Raw genomic sequence first — 13433 nt, forward strand, 5'->3', positions numbered from 1 at the left:
GAACCCTTCCCCTTCTCCCCCCCCCTCACCACCTTGTTCCCCCCTTCCCCCCCCCCCCACCTGCCCCATCCCTGAGGGAGACGTCCTCCCGGCCGCCTCCCCCCACGCGACTTCGGGGGTTGGTGTTTCGGCGGAGGGGCCGGCGGGTGCGGGACGTCCGGGCGGTGCGGGGAAAATCCGGGAGGGCGGGCGTCCGTGCGGTGCTACGGTCGGGCGCCATGAGCTGGCTTCCCGATGACTTCGTCCATCCCGTCCAGGTGCCGCTGCCGGGCGGGGCCCATCACCTGCGGCCGGTCCGGGAGGCGGATGCCCCGCTCGACTACCCGGCCGTGATGGGCTCGCGCGAACGGCTGTGGACCCTCTTCGGTCCGGCCTGGGGCTGGCCCGCGGCCACCATGACCTTCGAGGCCAACCAGGCCGACCTGCTGCGGCACGAGAAGGAGATCGCCGCACACCAGTCCTTCAACTACGCGCTGCTCGACGCGGCCGAGACGGCCCTGCTCGGCTGCGTCTACATCGACCCGCCCGCGAAGGCCGGTGCGGACGGCGAGATCGCCTGGTGGGTGGTGGACGAGCTGGTGGGCAGCGAGGTCGAGCGGGCCATGGACGCGCTGGTGCCGCGGTGGATCGCCGCCGACTGGCCGTTCGAGCGGCCCCGCTTCCTCGGCCGTGGGATCTCCTGGTCGGACTGGCTCGCCCTGCCCGCGCACGCCGGCGCGTGAGCCGACCTCGCCCCGCGTGCCCCGGCCCACGCCGGGGCACGGGGGCGAACGTCATCGACCCCTGAGGAAGCGGGCGCACCGGGCACGCCGGCGTGCACCCGGCGGCTACGGCCCGACCGGTTCCAGCCGGAGCCGCCGGGACGGCCAGGGGGCCGGCTCGGCGGGGCCGAACCAGACGCGGACGTCCTCGCCGGTGCGGACGGGCAGTCGGGGGAAGTCGTTCTCGGCGTGCTCGGTGCGGTGCAACGCATGGTCCGGGAGCAGGTGTTCGGTGGCGAAGGAGTCGAAGGCGCCGCCGTGGACGGTCGCCGAGGCGGCCGGGTGGCAGACGGTGGCGAGGACCTCGCGGCGGCCCGCATGCGGTGTGAATCCGGGGCCGCGCAGCAGCAGGACGTCGTCGCTGTCGACCATGGTGGCGTTGGCCGCGTCGCGGTGCTCCCGCCAGACCGGGCCGCCGTAGAAGGCCTCCAGGGCGCGCCGCCGGTCGGCCATGTCGGGGAAGGCGCGCAGCCAGACGAAGCGGTCCGGATCGTCGAGGTCGCGGAAGCGGCCGCCGACGGTGATGCCGACCGCCTGCTGGCCCGTCACGAACTCGCGCTCGAACAGCTCGATCAGGGTCTCCCGGGCGCCGGGGTGCAGGGTGTACTGGCGGAGTTCGACGATGAGGTTCATGCCGTGGCCGCCCCGGTGGGGGTGAAGTCGTTCATGCGCCGCAGCGTAGGAGTGCTCTCCTGACACCACCTGTCAGTGGATACTGGGCGGCATGCGCGCGAGTCGGCTGGTCGCCCTGCTCCTGCTGCTCCAGAACCGGGGCCGGCTGACCGCCGAGCAGCTGGCGGGGGAGCTGGAGGTCTCCGTCCGAACGGTCTACCGGGACGTCCAGGCGCTCGCCGCCGCCGGAGTCCCGCTGTACGGCGACGCCGGGCACGCCGGCGGGTACCGGCTGGTCGACGGCTACCGGACCCGCCTCACCGGGCTGACCGCCGACGAGGCCCAGGCCGCCTTCCTCGCCGCACTCCCGGGCGCCGCCGCCGAGTTGGGCCTCGGCGAGGCGCTCACCGCCGCCCAGCTCAAACTGCGGGCGGCCCTGCCGGCGGAGCTGCGCGAGCACGCCGGGCGGATCCAGGAGCGCTTCCTGCTCGACGCGCCCGGCTGGTACGGCGCGGCGGACGAGACCCCGCACCTGGCCGCCGTCGCCGCCGCGGTGTGGGAGCGGCGGGCGGTGGTGCTGCGGTACCGGCGCTGGCGGGCGCCGGAGGAGATCGAGCGGCGGGTGGAGCCGTACGGGCTGGTGCTCAAGGCCGGGCGCTGGTACCTGGTCGCCGCCGGTCCGGGCGGGATGCGTACGTACCGGGTCGACCAGGTCGTCGGACTGCGCGTGCTGGACGAGGAGTTCGCGGTGCCGGACGGCTTCGGCCTGGGCGCGTACTGGACGGGCTACCTCGCGGACTTCCGGGCCCGGCTGCACACGGGGGAGGCGCTGGTCCGGCTCACCCCGGAGGGCGCCCGGCGCCTCGGGGTCGCCGCCGCGGACGAGGGCTGGACGGAGGCCCGGGTGCCGATCGAGTCGCCGGACCACGCGCACGGGGAGTTCCTGCGGCTGGGCGCCGACGTAGAGGTGCTGGAACCGGCCGAACTCCGTGACCGCATCGCCAGGACGGTACGGGCCCTGGCCGCCCGCTACGGGGGGTGATCCGCGGGCCCGGACAGCCGAGCGCCCGACCGGCGGGGTGCCGGTCGGGCGGGGTCGGGCGGGTCAGGCGACGAAGTGGTCGAACTCGCCGGCCTTGGCGCCGAGCACCCAGGCGTTGAACTTGATGCGGGTGGTGGTGACGACGAGGGTGGGGTCGTCGGACTGCCGGATGTAGACGTGGTCGCCCTCGGAGGCGATCTCGATCCAGTCATCCTTGTCGCTGCTGGTGCTGGACCTCTGCCAGTCGAGGTGGTCCACGAGTGCCCTCCTGGTGGTGCGTGGCGGCCGTATCGAGGGTACTGGTCCCTGTGCACGGACGGCGGCATCGTTTCGGTCATGTCAATTCGTGCGAGACGTTGTGCTATTCCATTGGGGTGTCAGTCGTTCCTACACTGAAGCCCCGCCGCACGGGGGCTGCGGGAGGCAGGTTTGCCGACGGGCCCGGGGGAGGCGCGTGTGACTGACCGGGGCTGGGACGAGGACGACGCCCGGCCGTACTTCTTCCTCTCCTACGCGCACACCCCCAAGGCCGGTGCGCGGGGCGCGAGCGACCCGAACCACTGGGTCAGGCAGTTGTACCGGGACCTCTGCGAGGCGGTGCTCCAGCTCACCACGGTCCCGGACGGGGCCGCGGTCGGCTTCATGGACGAGTCCATGCACCAGGGCGAGCTGTGGGCCGAACGGTTGTCCGACGAGTTGGCGACCTGTCGGGTGTTCGTGCCCCTGTACTCCCCGAGGTACTTCAACAGCGTTCCGTGCGGCCAGGAATGGCACGCGTTCACCCGCCGGCCGGTCTACCCGGCGAACCTCGACTCCGAGCGCACCAGCGGCATCGTCCCGGTGCTGTGGGCGCCGATGAGCCGCTACCGGCTGCCGAACGTGGCCAGTGAACTCCAGTTCAACCACGCGAGTTTCGGGCCCGAGTACGCCACCGAGGGCCTGTACGCCCTGATGAAGCTCAGCTACTTCCGCTCCTCCTACGAGCTGGCGGTGCACCGGCTGGCGGCCCGGATCGTGCAGGTCGCGGAGGAGACGGTGATCCCGGTCGGGCGGCGGCTGGGATTCAACGGCCTGCCGAGCGCGTTCAACGTCACCGCCCCGACCAAGCAGCTGCGGATCTCCGTACTCGCCTACCACCAGAACGAGTTGCCCGCCGACCGCAGCCCCGACTACTACGGCGAGCGGCGCACCGACTGGCACCCGTACCGGCCGGTCGGCTCGCCGATCGCCCAGCACGCGGCGCGCCTCGCCCGGCAGTTGGGGTTCCAGCCGACCGTGCACGAGTTCGACGAGGAGGTCGAGTCGATCATCGGGGGCAACGCCGAGGCGCCCGGCCTGCTGCTGCTCGACCGCTGGGCGCTGCGCGACCCGCGCCGGCGCGAGCTGGTCCGGCGCTTCGACCGCTCGGACGCCACCTGGGTGAGCATCCTGGAGCCGTTCAACGGCGACGACCCGGAGTGCGCCGACCGCGCCGACGAGCTGGGCGACCTGACCGACGAGACGCTGCGCATCACCCGGCGGGCGAGCCGGCCGAGCTTCCTCGGCGCGACCGGACCGACCGGGCTGCACTCCCTGGAGGACTTCGACGACGCGCTGCCCCGGGCGGCGATGAAGGCCAAGTACGCGTTCGAGGGCCGCACCCGGGCCGAACCGGAGGAACCGCCGCCGCCCCGGCCGAGCCTGCGGGACGCGTTCCGTCGCGGCCCGGGCGGGTACGGACCGGACGGATCCCCGGCGGACCCCTTCGAGGACGACCGGGGCGACGACCGCGCCGACGGCGACGGCACCGGCCGCACCACCGGTACCACCCACCGACGTCGGGACAACGGCGACGACCCGCACCGCGAGCGTGACCCGCACCGCGAGCGCGACCCGCACCGAGAGCAGGACCCGCACCGCGAGCACGACCCGTACCGCGACGACGGCGATGAACCCGATGACGGGATGGCGCCCTTGGGAGGACGAGGACCGCGATGACTGACAACCGCACCAGGAACCTCCGTCTCGGCGGGCTCACCTCCGCCGACCTGGCCGCCCAGCGGGAGGCCGAGCGGCAGGCGGCGGAACAGGACCGCAACGGCCGGATCATCACCTTCTACTCGTACAAGGGCGGCACCGGCCGCACCATGGCGCTGGCCAACACCGCCTGGATCCTGGCCGCCAACGGCTTCCGCGTGCTCACCGTGGACTGGGACCTGGAGGCGCCCGGCCTCGCCAAGTTCTTCCACCCGTTCCTCGACCCGGCCTCGCTGGCCGGGACCACCGGGATGATGGACCTGATCGCCGAGTACCGCGAGGAGGCGCTGCGCCCGGTCGAGCACGCCGAGGGCTGGCACCTGGACTTCGCCCGGGTGCACCCGCACGCGCTCTCGCTCACCTGGCCGCACTTCCCGGCCGGCGGCAGCCTGGACTTCCTCTCCGCGGGCCAGTTCAACCGGGACTACTCCGAGGCCGTCACCCACCTCGACTGGGACATCTTCTACGACCGCTTCGACGGCGGGCAGTTCTTCGACGCCCTCAAGGCCGACATGGCCAAGCGCTACGACTACGTGCTGATCGACTCCCGCACCGGCCTGTCCGACATCGCCGAGATCTGCACCGTCCAGATGCCCGACGACCTGGTGGTCTGCTTCACCCTCAGCGACCAGTCCATCGACGGTGCCTCCCGGATCGCCCAGCACATCCACGACCGCTACCGCGAGCGCGGGATCCGCATCCTGCCCGTCCCGATGCGCATCGACGAGGGCGAGAAGGAGAAGGCCGACGCCGGCCGCGCCCTCGCCCGGGTCCGCTTCGACGGGCTGCCGGCCGGCTTCGACGGCGAGGAACTCGCCCAGTACTGGGGCTCGGTGGAGATCCCGTACCGGCCGTTCTACGCCTACGAGGAGATCCTCGCCACCTTCGGCGACCAGACCGGCACGCCCACCTCGATGCTGGCCGCCTGCGAGCGGCTCACCTCCATGATCACCGAGGGCCGGGCGGCCGGCCTGCCGCCGGTGGACGAGGAGGTGCGGCTGCGCTTCGTGGACGCGTTCACCCGCCGCCGCCCGTCCGTGCCCGCCGACCTCTACCTCTCCTACGTCCCCGAGGACCGGATGTGGGCGGACTGGATCGAGTCCGTCCTGACCAGGGCCGGCTTCCGGGTGCTGCCGCGCGACCTCAGCGCCGGCACCGACCCGCGCGAGGAGACCGAGCGCGGCATCGACTCCGCGTACCGGACGGTCGCCGTGCTCTCGCCCGCCTACCAGCGCTCCCCGCAGGCGCGGGCGCTGTGGGAGTCGGTGGTCAGCTCCGACCCCTCCGGCACCCGCCGCCAGCTGCTGCCCGTCCGGGTCGGCGACGTGCGGCTCACCGCGCCGTTCAGCAACCGCAACCCGGTCGACCTGGTCGGCCGCGACGAGACGCAGTCGATCCAGAGCCTGCTGCGCGCGCTCGGCCGCGGCGACACCCCGCTCGACGACGCGCCCAGCGGCGGCCCGCGCTTCCCCGGCAGCAAGCCCTCGGTGTGGGACGTCCCGCCGCGCAACCCCTCCTTCACCGGCCGCTCCGCCGTCCTGGAGCAGCTGCGCAACCAGCTGCGCGGCGGCATGGCGGCCGTGCTGCCCACCCCGCAGACCCTGTACGGGCTCGGCGGCGTCGGCAAGACCCAGGTGGCGCTGGAGTACGCCCACCGCTTCATGTCCGACTACGACCTGGTCTGGTGGATCGACGCCGAGCAGACCGAGCTGGTCGCGCCGGCGCTGGCCGAACTCGCCCGGCGGCTGGGCCTGCGGGTCGGCGACTCGGTGACCGAGGCCGCCGAGGCGGCCAGGGAGGCGCTGCGGCGCGGCGTGCCCACCTCGCGCTGGCTGCTGATCTTCGACAACGCCGACGAGCCCGCCGAGATCCGCCGGTTCTTCCCCGGCGGCTCCGGCCACATCCTGGTCACCTCCCGCAACCAGGCCTGGACCGGGCACGCCGAGGCGCTGGAGGTCGACGTCTTCACCCGCGGCGAGAGCGTCGAGCACCTGTGCCGGCGCGCCCGCAGCCTCTCCCGCCCGGACGCCGACCGGGTCGCCGAGGCGGTCGGGGACCTGCCGCTGGCCGTCGAGGTGGCCGCCGCCTGGCTGGACACCACCGGCACCCCGGTGGAGACCTACGTCTCCCAGCTGCACGCCGAGGCCGCCCGCGCGCTGGCCGTCGGCCGCCCGGCCGACTACCCGACGCCGGTCGCCGCGACCTGGAACGTGTCGATCGGACGGCTGCGCCAGCAGTCCCCGGCGGCCGTCCGGCTGCTCCAGCTGTGCGCGTTCTTCGCGCCCGAGCCGATCTCGATGAACCTCTTCTACAGCGACCAGATGATCCGGGCGCTGGTGAAGTTCGACGCCGACCTCAGCGACAAGTTCATGCTGGGCAAGGTGATCCAGGCGATCGGCCGGTACGCGCTGGCCAAGGTCGACGCCGGCAGCAACAGCTTCCAGGTGCACCGGCTCGTCCAGGCGGTGATCCGGGCCGGGATGACCGCCGACGAGCAGGAGATCGCCGTCCACGAGGTGCACCGCATCCTCACCGGCGCCCGGCCCGTCCTCGGCGACACCGACGACCCGGCCAACTGGCCCGCCTTCGACGAGATCTGGCCGCACCTGTCGCCGTCCAAGGCGCACAACTGCGACGAGGCGGACACCCGCCAGCTGCTCATCGACCGGGTCCGCTACCTGTGGAAGCGCGGCGAGCTCGACCGCGCCCGCGACCTCGGCCACGCCCTGGACGTGGAGTGGACCGGCAAGCTCGGCGAGAACGACCGGCAGACCCTGCTGCTGCGCTTCCAACTCGCCAACGTGCTGCGCTCCCAGGGCAACTACGGTGAGGCGCTGGCCCTGGACGAGGACACCCTGGAGCGCCAGCGCGGCCTGCTCGGCGAGCACCACCCGTACACCCTGATGACGGCCGGCTCGCTCGGCGCCGACCGCCGGGCGCTCGGCCGGTTCCAGGCCGCGCTCGACCTCGATCGCGAAATCCTCGACCAGTTCCGCGAGTTGTTCGGCGACGACAACCCGCGCACGCTCTCCATGGCGAACAACCTGGCGATCGACTACCGGCTGGTCGGCGACAGCGAGGCGGCCCGCGAACTCGACCAGGAGACCCTCGACCGGCGCACCGCCGTCCTCGGCCCCAAGCACCCCTACACCCTGTCCACCAAGTCCAACCTGGCCCGCGACCTGCGCGAACTCGGCGACTACCGCGGCTCGGTGGACCTGCTCCAGGAGGTCACCTCCGACCTCGGCGACGTGCTCGACCCGGACCTGCCGGAGAACCTGCGCAACGCCAAGTCGCTGGCCGTCTCGCTGCGCCGGATCGGCCAGCTCGCCGAGGCCCGCCGGATCACCAAGGAGACCTACGAGCGCTACCTGGAGCGCTACGGCGCCGACGCCCCCGACGCGCTCGCCTGCGCGCTCAACCTGGCCGCCGACCACAGCGCCTCCGGCGACAAGGAGGCCGCCCGCGACCTCTGCTCCACCGTCTTCGAGGGCCACCGGCGGCTGTTCGGCGACGAGCACCCGTTCACCCTGGCCTGCGCCAACAACCTCGGCATCTACCTGCGGGGCAGCGGCGACGTCCCGGGCGCCATCGAGCGCGGCCGCCTCACCGTCGAGGGGCTGACCCGCTCGGTCGGGCCGGAGCACCCGTACACCCTCAACGCGATGATCAACCTGGCCAACGCCTACGGCGACGACGGGCAGCTGGACCGCGCCGAGCGGCTCGGCCGGGCCGCGTACCAGGGGCTGTGCGACCGCTACAGCGCCCAGCACCCGGACGCGGTGGCCTGCGAGGCCAACCTGGCGATCACCCTGCGGTCCGGCGGGCGGCACACCCAGGCGGCCGAGCTGAGGGCGCGGGCGATCTCCGAGCTGATCCGGCAGGTCGGCGAGGAGCACCCCAACACGGTCTCCGCGCGGGGCTGGAAGCGGATCAACCGCGACCTGGAGCCGCAGCCGGTCTGACCGGGAAGGGGGGCGGGGTGCGCCGCCGGCGAGGGCTGCGCACCCGAAGCAGGGGTGGCAGCCGGACGAGGGCGCGCCGCCGGACCGGGGGGTACGCTCCCTGACCATGAGCACCCCGCCCCCGGTCCTGGTCACCCGGCGCCTCGCCCCCGGCGTCGTCGAACGGCTCACCGCGCACCACGCCGCCACCTGCCACGACTCCGACCTGGCGATGGACCGGGCCGCGCTGCTGGACGCCGTCCGCGGCCGGCGGGCCGTGATCACCACCCTGGACGACCGGGTGGACGCCGGGTTCCTCGACGCGGCCGGCCCGCAGCTGGCCGTCGTCGCCAACCACGCCGTCGGCTACCACAACGTGGACGTGGCCGCCTGCGCCGAACGCGGCGTCCTGGTCACCAACACCCCGGGCGTGCTCACCACCGCCACCGCCGACATGGCCTGGGCGCTGCTGCTGGCCGCCACCCGCCGGCTCGGCGAGGGCGAACGGCTGCTGCGCTCCGGCGCGTCCTGGACCTGGGCGCCGAACTTCCTGCTCGGCCTGGAGCTGGCCGGCACCCCGCTGGGCGTGCTCGGCATGGGCCGGATCGGCCGGGCGGTGGCCCGCCGGGCCCGCGCCTTCGACATGCCGGTCAGCTACCACAACCGCCGCGAACTGCCGACCGGTCAGGCCGAGGGCGCCGACTGGAAGCCGCTGGAGGAACTGCTCGCCACCTCCACCGTGCTGGTCGTCACCTGCCCGTTCACCGAGGGGACCCGGCACCTGCTGGACGCCCGCCGCCTCGCCCTGCTGCCGCGCGGTGCGGTGGTGGTCAGCATGACCGCGGGCGTGGTCGACGAGGAGGCGCTGGCCGCCGCGCTGGAGTCCGGCGCGCTGTTCGCCGCCGCCGTGGACAACTTCGAGCACGAGCCGGCCGTCCCGTCCGCGCTGCTCGCCCAGGAGCGCGCGGTGCTCGCCCCGCACCTGGGCAGCGCCACCGTCCGCACCCGGCAGGCGATGGGCGGCCTGGCGGTGGACAACGTGCTGGCGGTGCTCGGCGGCTCAGCGCCCCTGACGCCGGTGGAGGTCTGAGCCCGGGCCGCCCCAGCCCGCGGCCCAGGCCAGCGCGGTGGTCATCACCCGGAACGCCCCGAAGTGCGCGGCGCCGGGCTCCAGGAACAGTTCGGCGTCCGGGATGTGGTCGGCCAGCCAGCGGGAGTGGTCGACCGGCGAGAACTGGTCGTCCGCGCCGTGCCAGAGCCAGGTCGGCACCCGGACCGACCCGACCTCGAACCCCCAGTCGGCGGTGAAGGCCAGCACGTCGTCGATCCAGCCGTCTGCGCCGTGCCGGAACGCCTCCCGGTAGTTGCTCTGGAGCATCCGCCGCAGTCCGCTGTCGGCCACCACCTCGCGGTCGGCGGCGGAGAGTTCGGTGCGCAGCCCGTTCAGCAGCCGGACCGGGTCGTCCTTGATCTGCCGGGAGCGGAACTCCATCGCGTCGGCGATCCGGCCGTGCCCGCGCTCGGCCTCCTGGTAGGCGCGGACGTTGGACGGCGTCATCCCCGCGTACCAGTCCAGGCCGGCCGCGTTGCGCGGCGCGAGGCCGACCAGCACCGCCGCCCGGCTGACCCGCCCCGGCAGCAGCGCCGCGCAGGCCAGCGCGTGCGGGCCGCCGCCGGAGCGGCCGAGCACCGCGAAGCTGTCCAGCCCGAACTCGTCCGCGATGGTCCGCACGTCCGCGGCCGCCGCGCTCACCCGGCGGCCGAACAGCCGGGTCGAGTCGCCGTAGCCCGGCCGGTCGTACGAGATCAGCCGCACGCCCAGCCGGTACAGCACGGTGCTGCGCGGGTGCGGGCCGACCCGGCTGCCGGGCATGCCGTGCAGCAGGAACACCGGACGGCCGCGCGGGTCGCCGAGGGACTCGACGGCGAGCGCGCGGTCGTCCGCCGTTTTGATCATCCGTAACGACACCTGCGGCCTCCTCAGTGCTCCGGGTCGGTTGCGTGCTCCCGGTCGGTGGTGGTGCGTACCTCCCGGCGGGCCTGCCAGGTGGTGTGCTCGCGGGAGATCGCGTCCTCGGCGTCCCGGGCCAGGCGGGCCCAGATCTCCTCGGCCTCCATCGACTCCAGGTCCAGCTGGGCGAGTTGGCGCTGGATCTGTGCCAGCTCCTCGGCGGCCAGGGCGTACGCGGCGGCCAGCGGCCGGTACTGGCGCAGCTGCGCCCAGGCGGCGACCGAGGCGGCCACCGCCGAGACCGTGCCCAGCGCGTCGTAGCTGAACGCGCCGAGCGCCCGCAGCAGGGCGAGCACCAGGCCGAGCGCCGGCAGCAGCACGCCCAGCACCCCGGCCCAGTGCCCGGCGCGGGCGCAGTAGCGGGCCTTGGCGCGGTACCAGTCGTGCTGCAGCTGGATCCGCTCGGCCAGGTACACCTCGCGGCGCACCGCCAGCGGCTGGCCGCGCAGGTCGTGCATGGCCGGGGTGATCTCCACCCCGGCGTCCGGGACGGCCACCGGGCTGTCCCGGAACGCGCCGAGCACCCCGGAGAGCTGGAAGCGGTACAGGCCCTCGGCGTCCGGCAGGGCGCGCGGCGGGGGCTGGTAGGCGTCGGCCCGGACGGCGTACTTCCAGGCCAGCGTCTTCACCGACTCGGCGGCCGCCCGCCCCTCGTACCAGAGGCCCTGCGGGTTCTGCCGGCTGATCACCACCGCCAGCACGATCGCGCCGAGGTAGGCGGCCGCAGCCGGCCAGGCCCAGGGCTCGCCGTCGGCCGAGCCGGTCGCCGCGGCGGCCACCAGCAGGACCAGTTCCCAGGCGGAGAGCAGCACCGAGCGCCGCTGCCCGCGCAGCGACGCCGAGTCGGCGGCCCAGAAGAACTCGGGCAGCAGGTCCCGCTCACGCACCCACCCGGTCCGTCCCGCAACAGACGCCATGTTCGGCCCCCACCAGTCGCTCCGGTCGCACCGCTCTCCTGCCCCGGGGGACTCGCCGGTACGCCTGGTGACGGCCGGGGCGGCCGGATGTGGCCGGGAAGCCCCGGTGGTTGTCCGGTACTCCCCGTGTTCGGGCCGGTACCCAGCGTGCGGGAGGTGGCGGGGGCGCGCACCGGCCGGCGGATGTGCGCGGGCGACCTGCCGGTGCGGCCGGGCGGAGTGCGGGCCAGTGCACGCGGTAGGTGCGCGCGGCCGGTGCGCGCGGCCGGCGGGTGCGGCCCGGCGGGTGCGGCCGGCGGGTGCCGCTCAGTAGGTGTAGAAGACCCGCTCGGTGTTCTCGGCCATCTGCTCGGCGTTCCACTCGGTGCCGCCCGGCACGTTGCCGGAGCGGAACAGCGGCGGCGCGGGGCACTCCCCGGCGGCCGCCCGGTCGGCCAGCCGGCCGACCGCCGAGGCGACCACGGCCTGCATCAGCGCGCTGGTCACGATGGTGGAGACCGGGCCGAAGGTGGTCTCGGCGCCCGGGTGGCTCAGCTCGCCGTCGCCGACCGCGATCTTGCTGTCCAGCACCACGTCGCAGTGGTCCTTCAGGTAGGTGCCGGTCGGGTGCGCCGAGGGCACCTCCCGCGGGTAGGCCAGCGAGGTCACGCCGACCACCTTGAGGCCGCGGTCCCGGGCGTAGCGGGCCAGCTCGACCGGCATCACCTGGCGGCCGGAGAGCGAGATCACGAACAGCAGGTCCCCGGTGGTCGCCGGGGTCAGGTCCAGGGTGGCGGTGGCCAGCCCGGAGACCCGCTCCAGCGCGCTGGACAGCGGCGCGGGCATCACCGTCACCCCGGCGGTCCCGGGCACGTTCAGCAGGTTCACCGGGACCAGTCCGCCGGCCCGGTAGACCACGTCCTGGGCCGGCAGCGCGGAGTGCCCGGCACCGAAGGTGAAGACCCGGCGACCCTCGGTCATCGCCTCCGCCAGCAGCGCGGCGGCGGCCTCGATGGTGTCGGCCTCCTCCTCGCGGACCCGCTGGAGGTGGGAGATCGCGGCGTCGAAGTACCGGCCGACCAGGTCGTTCATCTGCTGCCTTCGCTCTCTGCCGGTGGGGGATTCCGGCCGGGTGGGGTGGTCCGGGTGGTCCAGACCGCCGGTGGAGAAAGCTTCGGCGAGCACGGTCGCGCCCCGGTGGCATCGTTGTCAACAGGAACAAAACGGGCCTCCGGAGCCCCGGGGCGGGCCCGGTTGTCGGTCCGGTACGTCAGAATTGGCGGTGAGGACACCGAAGAACGGAGCCAGCGGCGATGTCTGGGCTGATCGACACCACTGAGATGTACCTTCGCACCATCCTGGAGCTGGAGGAGGAGGGCATCGTCCCGATGCGTGCCCGGATCGCGGAGCGCCTGGAACAGAGCGGCCCCACGGTCAGCCAGACGGTCGGCCGGATGGAGCGCGACGGGCTGCTCCAGGTCGCCGGGGACCGCCACCTCGAACTGACCGAGGAGGGCCGTCGGCTCGCGGTGCGCGTCATGCGCAAGCACCGCATCGCCGAGTGCCTGCTCGTCGACGTGATCGGCCTGGAGTGGGAGCAGGTGCACGAGGAGGCCTGCCGCTGGGAGCACGTGATGAGCGAGACGGTCGAGCGCAAGGTGCTCGCCATGCTCGGCCACCCCACCCAGTCGCCGTACGGGAACCCGATCCCGGGCCTGGACGAGCTGGGCGACACCAAGGCGGAGGGCGAGGGCTTCGACGCCGGGCTCGTCCCGCTGGACACCGTCAAGCCGGGCGAGGCCGGGGCCGACGTGGTGGTCCGCCGGATCGGCGAGCCGATCCAGACGGACAGCGCGCTGATGAGCACCCTGCGCCGGGCCGGTGTCCGGCCGGGCTCCACGGTCAAGGTGAGCGCCGGCGTCGGCGGCGTGCTGGTCGGCACCGGGGACAACGCGGCGGAGCTGGGCAAGGACATCGCCCAGCACGTCTTCGTCGCCCAGGCCTGAGGCACCGGACGCGAACAGCCGAGCGGGGGAACTGCTCCCCCCCCCCCCGGCCCCCCCCCCCCCCCCCCCCCCCCCCCCCCCCCCCCCCCCCCCCCCCCCCCCCCCCCCCCCCCCCCCCCCCCCCCCCCCCCCCCCCCCCCCCCCC

At 74.1% G+C, this 13433-nt stretch carries 11 protein-coding genes; 6 read left to right on the forward strand and 5 right to left on the reverse strand.

Going from position 1 to position 13433, the window contains the following annotated elements:
* The first annotated feature begins 218 nt into the window (after nucleotides 1-218).
* On the forward strand, nucleotides 219-722 hold the full coding sequence (locus ACFVGO_RS35465; RefSeq protein WP_380351896.1) for an N-acetyltransferase: 504 nt from the start codon (nucleotides 219-221) through the stop codon (nucleotides 720-722).
* Nucleotides 723-827: 105 nt separating this feature from the next.
* On the opposite strand, the gene ACFVGO_RS35470 is transcribed toward ACFVGO_RS35465, so the two are convergent.
* Complete coding sequence (locus ACFVGO_RS35470) at nucleotides 828-1394, reverse strand: NIPSNAP family protein (protein WP_359902150.1); 567 nt, start codon at nucleotides 1392-1394, stop codon at nucleotides 828-830.
* Between the two features lie 91 nt (nucleotides 1395-1485).
* On the opposite strand from ACFVGO_RS35470, the gene ACFVGO_RS35475 reads away from it, so the two are divergent.
* Entirely contained in the window at nucleotides 1486-2415 is a 930-nt protein-coding gene (locus ACFVGO_RS35475) for a YafY family protein (protein ID WP_359902153.1), read from the forward strand.
* Between the two features lie 63 nt (nucleotides 2416-2478).
* Here ACFVGO_RS35475 and ACFVGO_RS35480 read toward each other — a convergent pair whose 3' ends face one another.
* Nucleotides 2479-2673 carry a DUF397 domain-containing protein gene (locus ACFVGO_RS35480; RefSeq protein ID WP_359902156.1) on the reverse strand — a complete coding sequence of 65 codons (195 nt, stop codon included), beginning with the start codon at nucleotides 2671-2673 and terminating at the stop codon, nucleotides 2479-2481.
* Nucleotides 2674-2871: 198 nt separating this feature from the next.
* Between ACFVGO_RS35480 and ACFVGO_RS35485 the strand changes: the two genes are divergently transcribed.
* From ACFVGO_RS35485 to ACFVGO_RS35495, 3 genes are all read left to right on the forward strand, one after another.
* Complete coding sequence (locus ACFVGO_RS35485) at nucleotides 2872-4392, forward strand: TIR-like protein FxsC (RefSeq protein WP_359902158.1); 1521 nt, start codon at nucleotides 2872-2874, stop codon at nucleotides 4390-4392.
* Nucleotides 4389-8396 carry an FxSxx-COOH system tetratricopeptide repeat protein gene (gene fxsT, locus ACFVGO_RS35490; RefSeq protein WP_380351892.1) on the forward strand — a complete coding sequence of 1336 codons (4008 nt, stop codon included), beginning with the start codon at nucleotides 4389-4391 and terminating at the stop codon, nucleotides 8394-8396. Before ACFVGO_RS35485 ends, fxsT begins: the two co-directional genes overlap by 4 nt.
* 106 nt (nucleotides 8397-8502) lie before the next feature.
* Nucleotides 8503-9465 (forward strand): 2-hydroxyacid dehydrogenase, encoded by a 963-nt coding sequence (locus ACFVGO_RS35495; protein WP_380636239.1) that lies wholly within the window; start codon nucleotides 8503-8505, stop codon nucleotides 9463-9465.
* Here the strand turns inward: ACFVGO_RS35495 and ACFVGO_RS35500 are convergent.
* The 3 genes from ACFVGO_RS35500 to ACFVGO_RS35510 all read right to left on the reverse strand — a co-directional run bounded on the left by ACFVGO_RS35500 (nucleotide 9436) and on the right by ACFVGO_RS35510 (nucleotide 12374).
* Nucleotides 9436-10332, reverse strand: a complete 897-nt coding sequence (locus tag ACFVGO_RS35500) for an alpha/beta fold hydrolase (RefSeq protein ID WP_359902164.1) — start codon at nucleotides 10330-10332, stop codon at nucleotides 9436-9438. The genes ACFVGO_RS35495 and ACFVGO_RS35500 overlap by 30 nt on opposite strands.
* A 23-nt stretch (nucleotides 10333-10355) precedes the next feature.
* Entirely contained in the window at nucleotides 10356-11273 is a 918-nt protein-coding gene (locus ACFVGO_RS35505; protein WP_359902167.1) for a DUF4231 domain-containing protein, read from the reverse strand.
* Between the two features lie 336 nt (nucleotides 11274-11609).
* A complete protein-coding gene (locus ACFVGO_RS35510; RefSeq protein ID WP_380636242.1) occupies nucleotides 11610-12374 on the reverse strand; it encodes a sugar isomerase domain-containing protein in 765 nt (254 codons plus the stop codon).
* Nucleotides 12375-12595: 221 nt separating this feature from the next.
* Between ACFVGO_RS35510 and ACFVGO_RS35515 the strand changes: the two genes are divergently transcribed.
* Nucleotides 12596-13288 carry a metal-dependent transcriptional regulator gene (locus ACFVGO_RS35515; protein WP_049649967.1) on the forward strand — a complete coding sequence of 231 codons (693 nt, stop codon included), beginning with the start codon at nucleotides 12596-12598 and terminating at the stop codon, nucleotides 13286-13288.
* Nucleotides 13289-13433: the final 145 nt, after the last annotated feature.

Source organism: Kitasatospora sp. NPDC057738 (assembly GCF_042798815.1).
In the GTDB taxonomy this organism is placed as follows: Bacteria; Actinomycetota; Actinomycetes; order Streptomycetales; family Streptomycetaceae; genus Kitasatospora; species Kitasatospora lactacystinica.